16 protein-coding genes and 1 tRNA gene are annotated in these 20,954 nt (G+C 32.5%); 11 read left to right on the top strand and 6 right to left on the bottom strand.

What is annotated here, in order from left to right:
• Window positions 1–75: 75 nt before the first annotated feature.
• Window positions 76–780: a hypothetical protein gene (locus ABD077_RS17940; protein WP_343913617.1), complete on the top strand. Its 705-nt coding sequence runs from the start codon at window positions 76–78 to the stop codon at window positions 778–780.
• Window positions 781–800: 20 nt separating this feature from the next.
• On the opposite strand, the gene pabB is transcribed toward ABD077_RS17940, so the two are convergent.
• From pabB to ABD077_RS17910, 6 genes are all read right to left on the bottom strand, one after another.
• A complete protein-coding gene (gene pabB / locus ABD077_RS17935; RefSeq protein ID WP_343913616.1) occupies window positions 801–2,108 on the bottom strand; it encodes an aminodeoxychorismate synthase component I in 1,308 nt (435 codons plus the stop codon).
• Entirely contained in the window at window positions 2,108–2,650 is a 543-nt protein-coding gene (locus ABD077_RS17930; protein WP_343913615.1) for an NADPH-dependent FMN reductase, read from the bottom strand. The genes pabB and ABD077_RS17930 overlap by 1 nt, the downstream gene beginning before the upstream one ends.
• A gap of 158 nt (window positions 2,651–2,808) precedes the next feature.
• Window positions 2,809–6,774: a DUF4114 domain-containing protein gene (locus ABD077_RS17925; RefSeq protein ID WP_343913614.1), complete on the bottom strand. Its 3,966-nt coding sequence runs from the start codon at window positions 6,772–6,774 to the stop codon at window positions 2,809–2,811.
• A 150-nt stretch (window positions 6,775–6,924) separates the two neighbouring features.
• Window positions 6,925–7,734, bottom strand: coding sequence for a glycosyltransferase (locus ABD077_RS17920; RefSeq protein ID WP_343913613.1), 810 nt, complete (start codon window positions 7,732–7,734; stop codon window positions 6,925–6,927).
• A gap of 707 nt (window positions 7,735–8,441) precedes the next feature.
• Window positions 8,442–8,516, bottom strand: a tRNA-Pro gene (locus ABD077_RS17915).
• A gap of 71 nt (window positions 8,517–8,587) precedes the next feature.
• Window positions 8,588–9,229 carry a hypothetical protein gene (locus ABD077_RS17910; RefSeq protein ID WP_343913612.1) on the bottom strand — a complete coding sequence of 214 codons (642 nt, stop codon included), beginning with the start codon at window positions 9,227–9,229 and terminating at the stop codon, window positions 8,588–8,590.
• 81 nt (window positions 9,230–9,310) lie between these two features.
• On the opposite strand from ABD077_RS17910, the gene ABD077_RS17905 reads away from it, so the two are divergent.
• The 10 genes from ABD077_RS17905 to scpA all read left to right on the top strand — a co-directional run bounded on the left by ABD077_RS17905 (window position 9,311) and on the right by scpA (window position 20,892).
• Window positions 9,311–11,590, top strand: coding sequence for a TonB-dependent receptor domain-containing protein (locus ABD077_RS17905; RefSeq protein WP_343913611.1), 2,280 nt, complete (start codon window positions 9,311–9,313; stop codon window positions 11,588–11,590).
• Between the two features lie 45 nt (window positions 11,591–11,635).
• The gene (locus ABD077_RS17900) at window positions 11,636–12,754 is read left to right on the top strand and encodes a PQQ-dependent sugar dehydrogenase (protein ID WP_425545889.1); all 1,119 of its coding nucleotides are present in this window, start codon (window positions 11,636–11,638) and stop codon (window positions 12,752–12,754) included.
• 18 nt (window positions 12,755–12,772) lie between these two features.
• Window positions 12,773–13,231 (top strand): c-type cytochrome, encoded by a 459-nt coding sequence (locus ABD077_RS17895; protein WP_343913609.1) that lies wholly within the window; start codon window positions 12,773–12,775, stop codon window positions 13,229–13,231.
• 135 nt (window positions 13,232–13,366) lie between these two features.
• On the top strand, window positions 13,367–14,119 hold the full coding sequence (locus tag ABD077_RS17890; protein ID WP_343913608.1) for a hypothetical protein: 753 nt from the start codon (window positions 13,367–13,369) through the stop codon (window positions 14,117–14,119).
• 93 nt (window positions 14,120–14,212) lie between these two features.
• Window positions 14,213–15,310 (top strand): anhydro-N-acetylmuramic acid kinase, encoded by a 1,098-nt coding sequence (locus tag ABD077_RS17885; protein WP_343913607.1) that lies wholly within the window; start codon window positions 14,213–14,215, stop codon window positions 15,308–15,310.
• A gap of 98 nt (window positions 15,311–15,408) precedes the next feature.
• Entirely contained in the window at window positions 15,409–16,017 is a 609-nt protein-coding gene (gene udk, locus ABD077_RS17880) for a uridine kinase (protein WP_299607013.1), read from the top strand.
• A gap of 39 nt (window positions 16,018–16,056) precedes the next feature.
• Window positions 16,057–16,416: an FtsB family cell division protein gene (locus ABD077_RS17875; RefSeq protein WP_425545881.1), complete on the top strand. Its 360-nt coding sequence runs from the start codon at window positions 16,057–16,059 to the stop codon at window positions 16,414–16,416.
• Window positions 16,409–17,776, top strand: a complete 1,368-nt coding sequence (locus tag ABD077_RS17870; RefSeq protein WP_343913606.1) for a methylmalonyl-CoA mutase subunit beta — start codon at window positions 16,409–16,411, stop codon at window positions 17,774–17,776. The genes ABD077_RS17875 and ABD077_RS17870 overlap by 8 nt, the downstream gene beginning before the upstream one ends.
• 93 nt (window positions 17,777–17,869) lie before the next feature.
• A complete protein-coding gene (locus tag ABD077_RS17865; protein ID WP_343913605.1) occupies window positions 17,870–18,490 on the top strand; it encodes a hypothetical protein in 621 nt (206 codons plus the stop codon).
• A 266-nt stretch (window positions 18,491–18,756) separates the two neighbouring features.
• Window positions 18,757–20,892: a methylmalonyl-CoA mutase gene (gene scpA / locus ABD077_RS17860; RefSeq protein ID WP_343913604.1), complete on the top strand. Its 2,136-nt coding sequence runs from the start codon at window positions 18,757–18,759 to the stop codon at window positions 20,890–20,892.
• Window positions 20,893–20,954 lie beyond the last annotated feature (62 nt).

The following is a 20,954-nucleotide window of genomic DNA, read 5'->3' as shown; positions in this document are numbered from 1 at the left end:
TACTGAAATTCAGAGTTTTAACACATTTTGACACAGCTTTTTATTATTTTTAAGGAACTCTTAAATACACAAATCATGAATAGAATTGATGAAATGCCTAAATATTATGAAGATACTCGTACGGAAGAGTTCGGTAAAAAATTATTAGCTGTAGTACCTCATCTTCATCCATACGTTAAACATCGCATATATATTGCAGAAAGCACTGGAATTTTACCAAGAAACATGTACTGCTCTAGTGGTCTTATAGACGATGCTATCGTAAAACTATATCATGATGATCAATTAGATATTGCTATGGACAAACTATCTCTGGAGTTGCAGTTATTTAGAATTGCAGATCACCTCATAGATGAATTATATCAGAAAGAAGGTTGGCACCAAAGATCTATTAGCACTAATTACTTTTTAAAAGAAGAATTAAACAAATTAGAAGAATATTATACCTCTACAGGTGATAATGAACTAATAATGACTGATGAGCTTAATGACATTTCGTATCATCAAAACCAGGAAAACAAGCAGCTATTCATTTATGACGATACAGATTCTGCAATTTTAAAGCTAATTGCATCAGAAGATTCTTCGGAGAATAAGAAGCAAAAATTACTCGGTAAATTTTATAGCTGGTTACCTCTAGAAACCTCCAAGATAATTGACCTATTCGTTTTTGGAAAACTCAATTTCGAGGAAATTGCAAGAATAAAAGATATGACTGCCAATGAGGTTAAAGAAGTCATCATTGACGTAAGGAAAAGTTTTAGAAAAAACCTTATTTAAATAGTTGTCATACCAACTCGTTATATACCTTCTAGTACTTCGCGCATTGCCTTTGCTTTTACCAAGCACTCTTCATATTCTTTATCGGGATCTGATTTTGCTGTAATGGCACCACCAACAGTATAAGAAATATATTGATTTTCTTCGTTGTACAAGATACTCCTTATCACCACATTAAAATCAAAATCATTCTCCGGTGTAAAATAACCAACTGCACCACTATACAAACCTCTTTTAGACTCTTCTAATGCTTCGATAATTTTCATTGCCGATATTTTCGGAGCGCCTGTCATACTTCCCATTGGAAAAGTGGTTCTTATCACATCAACTGCAGAAGTGGTATTATCAACTTCTGAAACTACGGTAGAAATCATTTGATGTACCTGCGGAAAAGTATAGATTTTGCAGAGTTCTTCTACTTTTACCGAACCTTTTACAGCAGTTCTGGATAGATCATTTCTTACCAAATCTACAATCATCACATTCTCAGAACGTTCTTTGGGATCATTCTGAAGCATTTGTATCAGTTCTTGATCCTGTTCCTGATCTTGTGAACGTTTTGCAGTACCTTTTATAGGCTGTGATATAATTTTATTGCCGCTTTTTCTTAAATAACGTTCTGGAGAAGCAGAAAGCAAGTATTGATGGTTTCTCTTAAAAAAAGTAGCAAATGGTGGTTTAGAAATTTGATTGAGATGATAATATGTCTCTAAAGGAGCAATACAACTATTTTCGGCAAAAAACTCCTGACAAAAATTTGCTTCATAGATATCTCCACGATGAATATGCTGAAGCATTTGTTCAATTTTCTGTCGGTATACATCTTTAGTGATTCTTAAACTAATTTTAATCTTTCCACAAGGGTTATCCTCATCAGACACTTTAATGGTAGTTGGAAATGTATCGATTAGTTTTCTATCCTCTTCTATTTCATCATCTACCATTCTTAGATACTGAACTTCTAATTCATTTCCTTTTAGTAAGAATATCTTTTTAGGTTGAAAAAAATATAAATCAGGAAATTCTAAGTTATCAGGATTCTTTGAGACTAAATTCTCTGTATCATTTTTTAAGTCATAGGATAAATAACCGAAAATCCAATCTGCTGTTTGCTCCTGATATTCTTTTAACTTATCAAAGCAGGAATAATAGTCTGTATTAATAGAGGTAAAAGCATCTATCGCTAGTATTGCATCATAACTAGAATGCTGTTGGATATAGTTATTAGAATCTAGCCATATAATTTCATCAAATTGTTGCGCCCATTGTAATAGTTTACTTTTAAACTGTGATGGATTATCTAAAGTATATGTTTTGGTAGTTCGCACTAATTATTTATCTGATGCGCAAAAGTACTTAGAACTTCTTTTAATCCCAACAAAAGTGTTTCATCCTTAATTGTCTTTTCTTCTGCGGAAAAATTAGCATGAAAAGAAGGAAAACTAAAACTTTCTATAATCTCTCCTCCGAACCTCGGAAATACACTTTTTGCATATTCTAATGCTGTTAAGCCTCCACGTTGTCCTGGAGAAGTACTCATAAGTAATATTTTTTTACCTGCTAAAAAATTGCGATCTATTCTAGATAACCAATCGATAATATTCTTAAAAAAAGCACTTAAGCTACCATTGTGTTCATTTACAGAAATGATTAGTGCGTCTGCTTCTGAGATCTCCTGCTTTATCCCTAGAGCCATCCCTGGAAAACCTTTTTCTCTTTCCTCGTCTTCACTATACATTGGTACCGGATAGTTAACCAATTTCAGTATTTTGATTTTATGTTCGGTAATTTCAGAAGAAACATATTCGATAAGTTGTTGATTAATTGAAGTACTGCTGTTGGAACCAGCAAAAGCAAGAATATTTTTCATCAATTGAGTTGTATTATGTTTGGATTCAAAAATAACTAAAATCAATAGCCTTACAAAACCCTTAAAACAAACCAATAAAACTGAATAAAAAAGATTACCTATCCTAAGTATATCAATTCTTAGAACAGGTAATCTTTAAAAAATACGATGCTTATTTATCAGTAGATTATAAAACTGCCAACATATCTGGTTGATTGGTCTCCTAGAATAATATATCTATATACTCCAGGACTTAAATTTTTAGGTCTAAAGGTGATTGTTTTAGATGCGTTCACCGGAATTTCTCGTTCTTCTTGCACTATTTTTCCTAATACATCTATTACGGATATTTTAACATTACCTGTTAACGTTTCGGGTACTCTAATTGATGTTGAAACGCGGAATGGATTCGGATAATTCATAACACCATTTGCTTCTTCTTCCATTTCATGATCTTCTACACCTAGCACTTCTGCATTGGTAAATGCTACATCACTAATATTGATATTAAATGATTCGAAATCCTTATAATTTCCCTGTACAGAGAACACTATGCTTCTTATATCTGTTATCTCAGCACCAACACCTTGGCCATTTACAAACTGAGAGAAAGTAATCGTTTGCATTCCATTCCCATCATCGGACTTGATTGTATATCGCATCCTATCATTCCAATCTACAAGATCTTTGGTTACTATAACTACTTCAATATCATTGTTAGTACTCATATCGAATTGTAATGCATCATACGATGTAACATCTAGCGTACGGTCTCCACCCAAAATATTTCTAAAAATATTCATAGTTTCTTTTACCTCTCCACTAACTGATATAGCTCTTTCTACATTATAATCTTCAGTATTGTCTGAATTATTGTTAGCTGTTTTAATATTAAATTCATTGATGTTAGCACCATCGGTATTATAATCTAATCCCCATGGACCATCAGCAAGATACAGAGCATCTGTTTTGTCATTAACCATTATTGAGAATCCTATATCAAATAAATGTCCCGTTTCTATAGTAATACGCTCCTCATAGGCTCCGGACAAGGAAACAGAAGTTGTCATTAATTCTTCATTCGATAATTCTGTTACTCGTTTATTTCCTCTAAAATCAAATGTAGATGCCTGATTCTTATTAATGATATCTAATACTAATTTTCCATCTTTATAAAATCCTTTTTGAACAAATACTTCAGGAATACTTGCAGGGATAAAGGTTTTTCCAAGTCCTTTTTCTACTTGAAGTTTATCCAATATAGAATTAGCAATATTAACAACCTGAGGAATTGAACCTCCCCAAATCTGAAAATTTAGAAAGTCTCCTTCTGGATATTGGTCAATATTCCAAAGGCTATAAAGCTCATTCTGATATTCGTCTAAGCGAACTGAAAAATGCAATGCTTGTTCTAATTCGCCAGAAGCTCTGCGTATTTTAGTATTTACCAATTCGAAATTTCGAACATTGATTGTTCTAATATCTTCCAAAGTAGAACCATTTAATCGATCACAAATAGTTTTAGAGTGATCATATACAGATCCTTCTGTAGATGTTGCTAATCCTACACCTACTCTGCTATCTTCTAAATAATAATCTATAGAAAAGACAGAAGAAGCATTCGTAATTCCTATTAAATCATCTGGTGTAGACACATAAGAACTTTCTACTCCGGTTACTCCTGCTTCTGGGAAATATTTACTTAAATCTGTACCATTTTTGGCTGTTTTATAAGAACGCCCTTTCTTAAATTTTTTCTGTAATTCTTTTTTATTATAAACCTTATTAGTTTTTGACCTAGCAAAGTTTCTTTTAGCTATTAAACTTGCTAAATCTCCATTACTTTCTAGACCGCCATCATTACCAGAAGACACTTCTCCTTCTTCTTCTAACTCTGGAATATTATTCGTTTTAATAGATGAATATTGACCCGTTGTAATACAAAACAGTAAGTCGTTAAAATCATTATCCGTTTCAGAATAATCTCTTCTTATATCTTCAAAACCTAAAATAATTACCTCTTTAGATGTATCTTTTAATAATACATTATGTGGTTGTAGGGATTCGTCGCACTCTGGATTAAACTCTGATTGAGAATACAATTGCCATAACCCCTCATTTAGCATATTAGTATTCCATGCATCCGTTAATAACACCCATCCAATACCTGTATTGGCGGAGAAAGTTCCTAAATCAACGGTATTTCCCATCTCTAATCCACCACCACTTCCAGTAGCTGATGCATTAGGTATTATTACTGTAATATCTTCTGGAGAAGGTGCTTTGGTCAATGGTGCATTGATATCATATGTATAATAACCTAAAACATTATTATTATCTGTATTTTCACTAATAAAGGTTATCGCTACACTAGTAGATTGTTGCACAATAATATCTGTATCATATCCTCCGTAGATATAATTTGGATTTCTATTAGGTACCGAATTTGCCTCTGGTAATGCATTATCTATTTTGGTCAAAATATCCGTATCAACATTAATATCGGATACTAAATAATCAGGCACTCCAAATACGCCATATGTGCCCTTATATTGATACCTTTCACCAATGCTTGCGATTGGATAACTCGCCGGGTTTTGTCCTCCATTAGAAGAATCAAAAACTGTATCGGTAATATCAAAATTATCATCTAATCCATCTTGATCGTTATCATTATTAGCCAAAATTGTGTCTGCCGTACCATCACTATTGGTATCATAGGCATCAACAGTATCTAAAATCCCGTCATTATTAGAATCTGTATCTAGAAAATCAGGTGTATCAGTATTATCTGTATTTTGATACCCTTGCGGAGTACCACCCTGATCAGGATCAAAAGCATCATCAATTCCATCTCTATCTTGATCTAATCCTGATAAACCGATAAAACTTTGACTGTTCTGACCTTCAACAAGATCAATAATTCCATCTTGATCGGAGTCAATATCATAGGGATCGTAGATTAAATCACCATCAGCATCATCTGGATAAAACACAACACCTGTTTGATCTACATCTACTATATCCGCAATACCATCCAAATCAGAATCCTGATAACTAGCATCCTGACTATTAAATTGACCATCTCCATTAGTATCATAACTTCCCAAACCAGCTTCTACAATATCGTAAATACCGTCGTTATCACTATCTAAATCCAATACATTTGGAATCCCATCCCTATCAATATCAAATGCCACCGAAACACCTCCATTACAAGTATTTCCGAAGTCTGAATCTAAATAATTAAAAATATTATCTCCATCATCATCCCCATAAGGATCAATCCCTCCTCCTTCTACTACATCAGGAATACCATCTCCGTCAGTATCTTTATCAAAAGGATCTAGCACCTCATCTCCATCAGCATCGATCGGTGAAACACCAGCTGCACATTTAAACCCATCATTCTGATTGGTTACATCTGTATTATTAAGCAATGTTGCATATGGAGAAGCTCCTTCGTAGTCATTTACTAAATGCAACCCACCTTTATTACTAGACACATATAATCTATTACTTGTATCTGTATAACATGCTCCAAAAGTATGATTAGGCAAATCAGTCACTGTTTTAGAACTAAATACTGGAGTCGAAGAAGATAAATCCCATTTATAGACATCTCCTTTACTACCACCATATAGATTCCCATTAATAAATACAATATCTGCACATGTATTTGGTGATGCTTGATTAGCTACTACGATCTCAAAAGTAGGTGCGCTAGAACCGTCATAGGTGTGAAGATTAATAATTTTATGGAAGCTCTGTCTTCCCAGATTATTCTGAAATACCCAAAGATTACCTTGATCATCCACATCTGCCGCATAGCCTCCACCAAATTCTACTCCTCCATTAGGGGCTACTGCTCCTAGATCAACAACCTGATCCATTCCAATTCTTAATAAATGTCGGTCGCTACTTCGTATTGCGTATAAAAAATCATCTACAACATTATATCCTCCAGCATTATAACTGGGTGTTGTATGTAAAGGGTCCGAATAGGTTCCTGTTACGGGATCATAGGATCTAAGAGATCCTGAAATTACTTGATAAAACTTTGCCTCGTTACAATCAAAAGGTTGTTGCCCGTAGGTAAAATTCATCAAAACACATGTTACTATAGATAGTATTATTTTTTTCATCGAATCGGGGATTGATATGCTTTATACTCCTCATGCTTATTTATCATAAGATAAGGAGTATAGATGCTTGAATTTGTTTGGTTATTTTGTTTTAAGTAGTTTCTGAAAGGGCTATAAACGAACCCTCTATTTTATAAGGAAATAAAGTAGTTATTTAGCCATAGACATTTGATTTTGTGTTATATATACTGGTTCTGCAACAGTAGTTTTCTTTCTTTTCTTAAAGCTGAAATAATTAGCCCAAATGAATAATAAATTAAGAGGAATAAGGATCGAATCTCTAAAAGTTATTTTGGATCCTTCAACTTCTACCCAATTATCTAGTGGTTCCTCGCTAATAGTGTTCATCAGATCCTTTACACCAACTTGTTTCTTTAATCTTAAAAAGATCTCGATATCAAACAACCACTTACTAATAAACTTCTTGTTGTAGATATTTGCTATAATCTCTTTCTTGAAAACTTTGGCGCCACATTGGGTATCTTTAATAGGTAATTGAAGAATAAACTGTATGAAAAAACCCACAAAACTAGATAATAAGCTTCTAACCATACTCCTTTGGATTCCATCAGAATCACCTCCTTTTCTAGAACCAAAAACCATGGTTAAGTTTTGTTGACTATTTAGTTTTTTCGTTAGATTATCAAGTTCTTCTAGAGAAGTAGATAAATCAGCATCTAAGAATGCTACGTTATCAATAAAAGGAAGAGAATTAAGGAAATTAGCACCTGTTTGTACTGCGGTAGCTTTTCCTTGATTTTGTTCTAAATCAATTACATAGATTTTCTCTTTGTTCGTTTCTTTAAGTTGATGAAGCATATATGAAGTGTTGTCAGTGCTTCCATCATTTACAAAACATAAGTAATAATTTTCATTGTTTTTTAAAAAGTTGCAAAATTTCTCTTTTTCTAGCCTATAGTACTCATTATAAGCAGGGATAATAATTCCAGTTTTAATCATCGTATTTTTATAATTTAAAACTCTATAAGTATTTTATTAATAAAAACTTATAAAGTAAAAGAGAACGGTTGTTGTTTAAAATTGATATAAATGTTCTCTATTTAGTTCATACTTTCTTCTGGGGCTTCCTGAAGATTAAATTACTTTTCTGCTAGTATTGAGCTCTGATTACCAGCACATTGTAAAAGTACTTCAAACACGAATTAGTTGAATACGGCAAAACCGCAATTAAATTACGTTCTGTTAAAAAATTGTGCGTTTTATCCGATTTTTATGCTTTTAATACATTTTTTAACTCACTTTAACACAAAAGAAGAAGTATTGTACTACACATTAAACGAAATTTACTAGTAATAAATTTGTAATTTTAACAAAATTTAGGGGAAAAAACCCTTTTTTATTATCGAATGATTGAGGGAAAAATCCACTTTTTAATCATTTTAACCCAAAAATGCGTTTTTCATGGAACTAATCGTTCCAAAAATGATCATTTATATTACTCGAAAAACTTTAAATTTTATAAAACATGTCATTTATATACATTCTTATTTGAAAACGTATTGTAGTAACAGAAAACAGCTAACTTATTTATTGGAAGCAAAATAGAAAGTTCTTAAGCTAGTTATCTTCTTAATTTTGAATTAGAAATAAGTATCCTACACGATAGAATAAAAAAATCCAATCACTGTATTAGTGATTGGATTTTGTCGGGGTGGCAGGATTCGAACCTGCGACCTCCGCGTCCCAAACGCGGCGCGATAACCGGGCTACGCTACACCCCGATAAGGTTATCCTTTTTGCGGGTGCAAATATAAATAAACTCTTTTATTAAAACCTACTATTTTTTGATATTTTATTTCAGAACTCTTTTTAATTGCAATGATAAAAGATATCCTAGTTTATTATAACACTCTCTTATTCTTTCTATATCACCAAATTCTCCATAAGCATAATTCCCTATAACCTTTGGCGCCTGAGTAGCGTACACTTCAGAATCCGATTCTGACGTCTTCACAAATCTCAATGTTGTTTCTAATTTACCTTCTTCTCTTCCTACACTAGCGGATCCACCATAACCCGTATATATCCAATCTGCTTCTATGATTAACGTATAATTCGTTTCTTGATCATTCGTAACAAATTCCAAATCACTATACGTTTTTAATCTCTCATGTAACCCTGCTAGAAAAGCATCTCTCCAAGTTTCTTTTTTGGCCGTTTGATATGTTTGGTACCACTTATCACCATTACCATTATCTTTTCGATCATATTTCTTTTTCATATTCTCTATAAACTCCTTCTCAGGATGAAGGCTGTAAATAATAAGATCTTCTGGAAATGTAAGTTTTACAGCTACCTTAGTTTCATTTTTTAGAAACGCTAACTTCTTTTTATCAATCTTAATTCGTTGAGCGAACGAAACACTACTCACAGCTATTAACAATAAGAAAATAGTTTTTTTAAACATCCAATAATTTTTTTTATGATTTTCCATTTTTTATCCCGCTGCAATTATAAGTTATTTTTAAGAAGTCCTCCATAATTTGTTTCCGATATTTGATCAAAAATTGATCCTTTGAAAAAAACACTCGTTCTTCTCATCTTTTGCTGCATTAACTCTTTACATTCTCAATCTAACATCTCTGGTATCATTAGAGATGAAACGTCATTAACACCTATTAATAATGTAACTATACTAGTTCTTAAAACTGGAAAGCAATACTTTTCTGATGAAAAAGGAAAATTTGATATACTTAGTAATGGAACCTTAGAATTTTCTCATCCTGGATATGAATCCAAACAGATAACTATTTCTGAAAATGGGACTATCGTAATTTCCTTAGCTCCAAAAGTCAACAAACTCCAAGAGGTTTTGATAAATAGTTTATCAATTCCATTACAACAAAAAAATGCAATAGAAGCCATAAGCATTATAAATAAACAACAAATTAATAGAGGTAATAATCTTGAACTACATCCCATTCTTAATAAAGTGCCCGGTGTATTTATGCAGCACGGAACTTTAAATACAAATAGAATAACGATAAGAGGTATTGGTGCTAGAAATCTTTTCGGTACTGCTAATATTAGAACGTATTTTGGCGACATCCCATTAACAGATGGTAATGGAGAGTCAGCGATTGAAGATTTAGAGTTAGGAGCAATTTCAAGAATTGATATACATAAAGGTCCTTCTTCCAGTAGTTATGGTGTTGGATTAGGAGGTACCATCTTACTGCATCCAGATTTTTCATTAAATACTCCAGTAGAATCCTCCATTTCTAGTACTATTGGCAGTTATGGTTTACAAAGAAACGTTGCCACTGTAAAAGTTGGTGGAAAGGTATCCAACTTGAATGTTATTTATAGTAACAATAGATCCGATGGTTATCGTGCAAACAATACGTATCATAGAAATACACTTACTGTTACCTCTTCATTAGAAGCTGGAAAAAAGAATCATCTTTCTCTCATAGCGAGTTATATAGATTTAAAAGCTGGAATTCCAAGTTCTTTAGATGAAGAAACATTTCTCACTAATCCTAGACAAGCAGCTTTTACTTGGGGCAGATCTCAAGCTTTCGAAGATGTTGCTTATGGAATCTTAGGTATTAACTGGACGCATGACTATCATACTTCTTTTTCGCATCACACCAGTGTATTTTCTTCTTTTAGAAATAATTTCGAACCAAGGCCTTTTAATATTCTAAAAGAAAAATCAAATACATTTGGGATACGAACTCGTATTGTTGGTGATTCAAAAATCATTAGAAAAAATTTCAACTGGACTATTGGAGGTGAACTATTCTTTGACAATTACAATAGTAAAACCTTTGAAAACCTATATGAAGACTTCCCTATTGGAACCGGAAGTGTATTAGGCGAACGACTCTCTGATCTAGATGAAAAAAGAAATTATTACAATCTTTTCCTAGAATCTAATTTGGAGTTCACTCCCAAACTGACCTTTAATTTAGGGGTTCATTTAAATCAAACGTTTTTTGAAATTAAAGATTTGTTTACTAACAATGAGGATAGTTCTGGAGATTTTGATTTCGATCCTATTTTATCTCCGAAAATAGGTGCTAATTATGAGCTAACTAATAGCGTTATCATTTTTGGAAATATTGCACACGGTTTTTCTACACCCACCAGCGCAGAAACCTTACTGCCCGATGGAGAATTTAATGCAAATATAAAACCTGAGATAGGCTGGAATTATGAAATAGGAACCCGATACCAATTATTTGACAATAAACTATATGGTACTTTTTCTATCTATTCATTACGAGTAAGAGACTTATTGGTTTCTCGCAGAACGGAAGAAGATAATTTCTTCGCCATTAATGCTGGTAAAACAACGCATAATGGTATAGAAGGATCAATAAATTATCAACTATACCAATCTAAACAAAAGCAGTTGCTTCTTTCCTTCAATGGTACTATCAATGATTTCCAGTTTGATGAATTTATAGATCTCGATAATGATTTCTCTGGAAATGATCTAACAGGAGTGCCTTCGCATGTAGTGAATATTGGATTAGATTATGTCACAAAAAAAGGCATCTATGGTAATCTTAATTTCCAACAAGTTGGACAGATACCTGCTAATGATGCTAATACCGTTTACAGTGATGGCTATGAATTACTACATGGTAAAATAGGATATCAAAATCAGATTGGATCACACATTTTTTATGATATTTTTTTAGGAGCTAATAATATATTGGATAATAATTACACATCGCAATTACAAATTAATGCCCGTGGATTTGGCGGCAATGCCCCTAGATATTTCTACCCAGGATTACCGTTTAATATATACGGTGGCATTAACATAAAATATAGATTATAAATAAAAAATATTTGTACTTTTCTATCGTAAACACAAGACATTATGATGAGAAACTTTTTAATACTTAAAACCGTTATTCTATCCACTCTTCTCTCTTGTGCTCAAGAAAAGAAAAATGATATTACAATTGATCCTGACCCAAATAATTATACTACAGAAATCATTGTTCCTGATTTAGAAATTCCTTGGGGCATGGCCTGGCTTCCTGATGGTAGTATGCTTATAACCGAAAAAAAAGGAGAACTGATTCATTATAAAGATGGGATTAAAAAAACTATTGGCAATGTTCCCGAAGTATATAATCGAAATCAAGGTGGATTACTAGATATAGAGTTACATCCAGAGTATAGCAAAAATGGTTGGTTATATATTACATATTCTTCTAAAGAAGGTTCTGAAAAAGGTGGAAACACAGCTTTGATAAGAGCTAAACTGCAAAATGATCAACTAGCATCTATAGAAACTTTATATAAAGGTGCTCCTAATACCACTCGTGGTCACCATTTTGGATCCAGAATAGAATTTGACGATGATGGATATGTATACTTTAGTATTGGAGATCGTGGTAATAGGGACGAGAATCCTCAAGACATTACTAGAGATGGTGGAAAAATATATAGATTACAAGATAATGGAAGCATCCCAAATGATAACCCTTTTGTAAACGACGAAACATCAAAAAAGGCTATATTTTCTTTTGGACACAGAAATCCACAAGGAATGGCAATTCATCCCACCACCGGAAAAATTTGGGTTCATGAACATGGTCCTAGAGGAGGTGATGAAATTAACATCATAGAAAAAGGTTTAAATTACGGATGGCCAGTAATTACCTATGGAATTAATTATAGTGGAACTTCTATAACAGATATTACGAGTAAAGAAGGTATGGAACAACCTGTATACTATTGGGTTCCTTCTATCGCACCAAGTGGAATGGACTTTGTTACTAGTGACATATATCCCAATTGGAAAAATGGTCTATTAGTTGGATCTCTTAAATTTCAATATCTAGAATTGGTAGAGCTAGATAAAAACAAAGTAATTGGCAGAAAAAAATTACTTGATGGTATAGGTCGTGTACGTAATGTACGTCAAGGCCCTGATGGATACATTTATGTAGCAGTTGAGAATAAAGGAATTATAAAAATAGTTCCTAAGTAATATCTGATATTTTTTTACATGAAAAAACGAATCAAACAAATAATAATTTTAGAAATAGTTTCACTCATCTGTTGTATTTCGGTACTAGCAAAACAGCATAATAATACTGTAAAATATACTGTAATTCCGGATTCTCAGGAAACTGATCTTTCGAAGAGTATCAAACGAGGTGAAGAAATATATACTGATTTTTGTATGCAATGTCATTTACCAGATGGAAAAGGTACTCCAAAAGTTTTTCCACCACTAGCAGGCTCGGATTGGTTAACAAATAAAAGAGAAAAAAGTATCCATTCTATAAAATATGGTCTGAACGGACCTATAACTGTAAATGGCGAAACATACAATAGCGCTATGACATCTTTAGGATTGGAAGATGAAGAAATTGCGGATGTTATGAACTATATTATGAATAGCTGGGGAAACAAACAAAGTAAGATGGTTACCGTAGAAGAAGTAAAGGCTGTACAACGATAAAAAAATACTATTTATTTTTAAACTTCCATTTTTCAACAAAGGATAACAATATTCCTAAAGTTTACGTTACTATCTTTGTAAACCATAAAAACTTACTTCTAAGTTTTTATGAGCAAAATGGTAAAATAAGAATAGATGAAATCTTCTTTATTTTTTGTATTACTTTTTATAAGCATTAGTGCTTACAATCAAGATATAGAAGATCTTTCTCCTAATCGATATAGATTTAAGTACAAGTCTAAAGTTTTTAAGGGAACACGACTACAGATAACCGAACAACTTCGAACTATTAAAAATGGACCTAAGTTTTCTGGCATACCCGAAGAAATACAAACTGGAATTAATGAGCTTTTCAAGGACGCTAAAAGTCAAGCTTTTCCTAGGGTTTATAAAAGAAAAGCCATTGTATTCCTAGATGCCCTTTACGATTATGAAGAGTTCGTTATTATGTATAACGGAGCACTTTATGATGTAGTTGAGAAACTAAAAAGGGATATGAAAAGGATTGATTTCAAACTCGAAAGACAATTCATAAAAGCAAAGACTTCAGTAGATCGGATAAAAAAAACAGACTCCACCAATATAAAAGAAATAGAATTTTTAAGCAGTGAACGACAGAAAAGTTTGATTAGATTAGCGAGTCACAGATGGATGAAAAAAAAGTTCGATACTTATAAAGGAATTAATGTTGTTGAAAATCCAGATGAATTAATTACTGAATTCAAAAAAGCGCAAGCCGGATATGTATTCTCTATTTATAAAAAGAAGAGTGTGGATCAAATCAAACGATATCTGGAAAATGAAATTATCGATTTCTATTACAAAAAAGCTATCGTAGAAATCAATCCAGAAAAATTAGATCTTCAATATATCAATAAATACAACTAAAAGATTCCTTCACAAACAAATTAGACGTTTTTGTAAATTTTTGTTCATGCAAATCCTATATATCGGTCAAAATATTAATCAAAATGTTCTATTTTGCGATCACAAATGCCTACAACCCCTTCAACATATAAAGTAATTGGACTCATGTCTGGCACATCTTTAGATGGTTTAGATATTGCTTATTGTCACTTTACAAAAAACACAAAAGGATGGTCTTTTTCCATAGAAAAATCATCTGATGTTTCCTATTCTCCGGAACTCAAACAAAAACTCAAGAATTCTATCAACTTAAATCCTGTTGAGCTTTTTGCTTTTCATAATGAATATGGTGCATGGTTAGGTAAACAAGTAAAGATATTTACTGAGCGTTATGATCTAGATCCAGATTTTATTGCTAGCCATGGACACACGGTTTTTCATCAGCCAGAAATTGGAATTACTTATCAAATTGGTTCTGGGCAACATATTGCCAATGCAAGTGGGCAAAAAGTAATTTGTGATTTCAGGACAAATGACGTAGCACTCGGTGGCCAAGGAGCTCCTTTAGTACCAATCGGAGATTTATTATTATTTCATGAATATGATTTCTGTTTAAATCTTGGAGGAATTGCCAATATTTCTTTTGAATTACACCAGAAAAGAATCGCATATGATATTTCTCCAGCGAATATGTTATTAAATTATATTTGTGGAACCATTCAACTAGAGTATGATGATAAAGGAAATCTATCCAGAAACGGATCTTTAAACGAAGAATTACTGAAATCTCTAAACGAACTAGACTACTATAAAAGGTCGTATCCTAAATCTCTTGGTTTTGAATGGTTTCAAGAAAAGATGCTTCCCATCATTAAAAACACTCAGGACGCCACCGAAAATTTACTACATACTTCGATACACCATATAGCCGAACAAATTGCTAATGCTGTCAAACAAACCAATAAACAAGGTTCAACACTTCTGATTACGGGTGGAGGTGCTAAAAATGATTTTTTAATAGAAACTTTAGAAAACAAAACTCATAGCTTTTGTAAAGTAATTACTCCTACCAAAGCTATTATTGATTTTAAAGAAGCCTTAATATTTGCATTTATGGGAGTATTACGAGAACGAAATGAGGCAAATTGCTTAAGTTCGGTAACAGGTGCAAAAACAAATTCATCTTCTGGAGTAATCTACCATCCGTCATAAAACGAAATTCAGGTTTCGGATAAATCCCGAAAAAACTCTACAAGTTAAACGTATAATAACTCAATAACTATTTCTAAATTTGCAAAAAAATATTGGGAATGTTAATTATTGGTATTGCAGGAGGAACTGGTTGTGGTAAAACAACCGTGGTAAAACAAATTGTCAACGAACTACCTGAAAACGAAGTCTGTGTAATCTCTCAAGATTCTTATTATAAGGATACTAGTCACCTTAGATACGAAGAAAGAACTAAGATAAACTTTGATCATCCGCAATCTATAGACTTCGATTTATTAGGAGAACATCTTACAGCTTTAAGAAAAGGAGAAACGATAGAACAACCCGTATATTCCTTTGTAGAACATAATAGAACCAAAGACACGGTTCTTACAAAACCTAGTAAAGTAATCATCGTAGAAGGGATTTTAATTCTTACCAATCCAAAAATTCGCGAGATGTTTGATATTAAAATATATGTTCAAACTGATAGTGATGAACGATTGATAAGACGTTTAAAAAGAGATATTGCAGAAAGAGGTCGTGATATGGAAGAAGTTCTAGACAGGTATCAAAACACCTTAAAACCTATGCACCAACAATTTATTGATCCTACTAAAGAATTTGCGGATCTAATTATACCAAATAATAATTATAATAACGTTGCTATAGATATTGTAAGAACAATAGTAAAAGAACGCTTGAATTAACTTTTGTACCTTTATAACCAATTAATGATTTAATCCAAATTGAAGCTAAAGCAATATTTCGAAAAGCTTAGGAATACTCCTGCATTGATACCTGTATTTGCCATATTTTTTAATAAATATGTGTTGATTGTTTTGGTATTTGTGATTTGGATATTGTTTTTGGATACCAATTCATGGTTAATCCATCGCGAATTAGATCAAGAAATCAAGGAGTTAAAAGAAAATAAAGAATATTACAAAAAGGAAATTGTCAAAGATCAAAAGGATATAAAAATTCTGAAAGATAGTACCGAACTTGAAAAATTCGCAAGAGAAGAGTACTTCATGAAGAAAGACAATGAAGAAATTTACATTATTGAATACGAAGACAGTATCCCTAAAAAAAAGAAAGATGACTAAAACTTTGTTTGAACAATTTGATAAAGTTTCTACAAAAGAATGGAAACAAAAAATTCAGTTCGATCTTAAAGGAGCAGACTATAATGAGGCACTGATTTATAAATCATATGAAGGAATTGATGTTAAACCTTTCTACAATAAAGAAGATATCAGTAACATTTCAATCGATAATTTAAATCCATCTACTTGGAAAAATTCTCTAAAAATTGAGGTCAAAGATGCTACAGATGGAAATGACAGTGCTCATGAAGCTATAAAAAAAGGTGCGGAAACCATTTATTTTAATATTCTTTCAGAAAAAATAGATCCTCAAATATTATTATCAAATATTAAGTCTGATATCACTATTTACATCGAAACCACTTTTTTATCTGTTGAATACATAGAAAAATTCAATGCGATTGTTAGCAAATCAGCCCTTGATGTTTTTGTTCTTACTGATATTATCGGAAACTTAAGCAAAACAGGGAACTGGTATACAAGCCTAAAAGAGGATCATGATGTATTAGAAAAAGTTTTAGAAAAAGGAACTTCATTAAAAAGTTGTATCAGTGTTCATTTAAGTATGTTTCAAAATGCTGGAGCTACAATGATTCAACAGTTAGCTTATGGATTAGCACATGTAAATGAATACTTAAATTATTTTCAAGATAAAAGCCATAACCCTTTTAAAAACACACCTGTTATTTTTAAAGTGGCCGTTGGTGGAAATTACTTTTTCGAAATAGCAAAAATACAGGCTTTAAGAGTTTTATGGGATTCTTTAGCAGGAGAATATAATATGTTAAAAAAATGTTATATATTCGCACATCCTTCACACAGAAATAAAACAATTTTAGATTATAATGTTAATATGCTTCGTACTACAACAGAGTGCATGAGCGCTGTTTTAGGTGGAGCAGATGTCATACACAATGTAAGATATGATGAAATCTATAATCTAGAAAATGATTTTGGTACAAGAATTGCACTAAATCAATTATTGATTTTGAAAAGCGAAAGTTATTTTGATATCGTAAATAATCCTTCATCAGGATCGTATTATATCGAAAGTTTAACAAATCAATTAGCCGAAAAAGCACTTGCTTTATTTAAGAATATAGAAGAAGGTGGAGGTTATTTGAGTCAACTAAAAACTGGAACTATTCAGAAGAAGATAAAAGAAAGTGCAGATAAAGAACAGGAGCTTTTTGATAAAGAGGAAATTATTTTAACTGGAGCGAATACATTTAAAAATCCAGATGAAATCATACCTCCTTTACAAAAACAAGTGTTCCAAGAAAAAAACGTAAGAAAAACATTAATAAACCCAATTATTAGCAGGCGATTGTGTGAAAAAATTGAGAAAAACCTAATATAACGCTAATAATTAAGAATTTATTGTTAACTTTCGTGTATATTAACATTTAAGCAGTAAACAATTAACAAAACTAAATCTTAATCGATGCCCCAAATGATTAGATCTAGAATCGCTATAATAGCATTTTTATTTTTTACAGTTATAAGTCACGCTCAAAGTGGTATCAATTGTTTAACTGTTGATTCCAGTGGTTTGTACAGCAAGGCTTTCAATTCTTTTGAAAAAGATTTATTTGAGCATTACAACTTCGGTAATGATTCCATCAAAACGTATCGAACATTTTTAGCAGAAGTAGCTAGTCTTTCTTTAGATCTTAGAAAACTACCATCTGATAACTCAATACAATTAGCTCGTACATTTAAAAAGAAATCAAGTGACCCTAATTCTATTTGGGTAAAACTAAGCGAATACGAAAATCAGGAAGCTACAAAAAAAACGTCTCCAAGCACAACTCCAAATCAAGGCGAAGAAGAAATTTTAATCTTTAATTATAGAGGAGGATTGATCCAATGCCTAAAAAACAATAGTAATAGTGATGACTTTCAAAACATCATAAGCACCCTAGAGCAAGATGGAAATGTGAGTACTTCACTTATTGCACAACGAATTTATTATATCCCAGATGATCGGTTCAAAGCTGATGAAATAAAGAAATTCATTGCTTTTGATATTTACTATTCCATACTCATGGTAATCGAAAAAGCATTCGGTTAATTTTTTTGATAAATTTCTTTATAAACCATCAATTAATTTCGCATTTTTCAAAATAGATCATTAATAAAACCGTAATTTTACATTTTTATTAATGGTTATTCTTTAATAAAAAGAAAAGTATATTTTCTCAAATGTATCTTGTTGATTTCTATTTTACGTAGTATTATTAGATGTATTACTTTACTGGCGAGCTATATGAATGATCAAATCAATCACTCTTTTGGAAGAACATTTTGATGAATATATCGAAAAAATGAAATTTTAAAATGGCAAGGAAGAATATTCAAAACATTATAATAAATAAAGAACCTTCTCAACAGAATTCTAAAATTAACAATCCCTCTTTCACCACAGCTGAGGGAATTTCAATAAAACCTACGTATCGCAAAGAAGATATTGAAGAGCTAACTCATCTCGATTTTGCAGCAGGAATTCCTCCATATTTACGCGGTCCATATTCTACTATGTATGTAAGAAGACCATGGACAATACGCCAGTATGCTGGGTTTTCTACTGCCGAGGAAAGTAATGCATTCTATAGAAGAAACTTAGCCGCAGGACAAAAAGGACTATCTGTTGCTTTTGATCTAGCCACACATCGTGGTTATGACAGTGATCATGAAAGAGTGTTTGGTGATGTAGGAATGGCAGGAGTAGCCATTGATACGGTAGAGGACATGAAAGTACTTTTTGATCAAATCCCGTTGGATAAAATGTCTGTGTCCATGACTATGAATGGCGCTGTACTTCCTATTATGGCTTTCTACATTGTTGCCGCAGAAGAACAAGGAGTTGATCAAAAGTTATTATCCGGAACTATTCAAAATGATATTTTAAAGGAGTTTATGGTTCGAAACACCTATATATATCCTCCTACACCATCGATGAGAATCATAAGTGATATTTTTAAATATTGCTCTAAAAACATGCCTAAATTTAATCCAATAAGTATTTCTGGATATCATATGCAAGAAGCAGGAGCTACTTGTGATATTGAACTTGCCTATACCCTAGCTGATGGATTGGAATACGTTCGAAAAGGAATTGAAGCCGGACTAGATGTAGACTCTTTTGCTCCTAGATTATCCTTCTTTTGGGCAATCGGAATGAACCATTTCATGGAAATTGCAAAAATGCGTGCCGCTCGCATGCTTTGGGCTAAATTAATCAAACAGTTTACCCCAAAAAATCCAAAATCTTTAATGCTAAGAACACACTGTCAAACAAGTGGTTGGAGTCTTACAGCACAAGATCCTTTTAATAACGTTGCCAGGACCTGTATAGAAGCAAGTGCTGCTGCTTTTGGTGGTACACAGAGCCTTCATACAAATGCATTAGATGAAGCTATAGCGCTACCTACAGATTTCTCCGCTAGAATTGCTAGAAACACACAAATATATCTACAAAAAGAAACGCAAATAAACAGAACTGTAGATCCATGGGCAGGAAGTTATTACGTAGAATCTTTGACCAATGAGATTGCAGAAAAAGCTTGGAAACTCATTGAAGAAGTAGAAGAACTTGGAGGAATGACTAAAGCCATAGAAGCAGGAATTCCTAAAATGCGTATCGAAGAAGCTGCGGCGCGCAAACAAGCCAAAATAGATAGTCAGCAAGATGTAATTGTTGGAGTAAACAAATACCAACTGGAAGAAGAAGAACATATTGCTACACTGAAAGTTGACAATAATGCGGTAAGAAACCAGCAAATAGCAGGTCTAAACAAGGTAAAAGAATCAAGAGACGAAAAAGCTGTACAAGAAGCACTACATCAACTAGCGCTTGCTGCCAAAGATGATAAGCAAAATTTATTGCAATTAGCTGTAAATGCAGCTAGACTGAGAGCCACTTTGGGAGAAATTAGTGACGCATTAGAAAAAGAATTTGGAAGATATAAAGCCGAAATAAAATCGTTTACAGGAGTGTATGCTAAGGAAATAAAAAATGATGAGTCTTTTAATAAAGCAAGACAACTTGCTAATCAATTCTCTGAATTAGAAGGAAGAAGACCCAGAATTATGATTGCAAAAATGGGGCAAGATGGCCATGATCGTGGTGCTAAAGTGGTAGCAACTAGTTATGCAGATGTTGGTTTTGATGTAGATATAGGCCCCTTATTCCAAACTCCTGCTGAAGCTGCTAAACAAGCTGTGGAAAATGATGTGCATATTGTTGGGGTTTCTTCTTTAGCTGGTGGACATAAAACATTAGTTCCACAAATTATTGAAGAATTGAAAAACCATGGTAGAGAAGATATAATGGTAATAGTTGGAGGAGTAATTCCGCCAGATGATTACGATTTCTTATTTCAAGAAGGAGCCGTAGCTATTTTTGGACCAGGAACCAAAATTAGTGATGCAGCAATTACAATTCTCGATATACTAATTTCTACTTTCGAGTAATTTTATTAAAAAAATCAAATAGAGACTACTGTAATTAATAATCTAATTTTAATGGACTAAAC

Source organism: Aquimarina litoralis, assembly GCF_039523995.1.
Lineage (GTDB): Bacteria > Bacteroidota > Bacteroidia > Flavobacteriales > Flavobacteriaceae > Aquimarina > Aquimarina litoralis.
The sequence above is the reverse complement of the archived record's forward strand: the minus strand, read 5'-3'. Positions and strand labels throughout refer to the sequence as shown.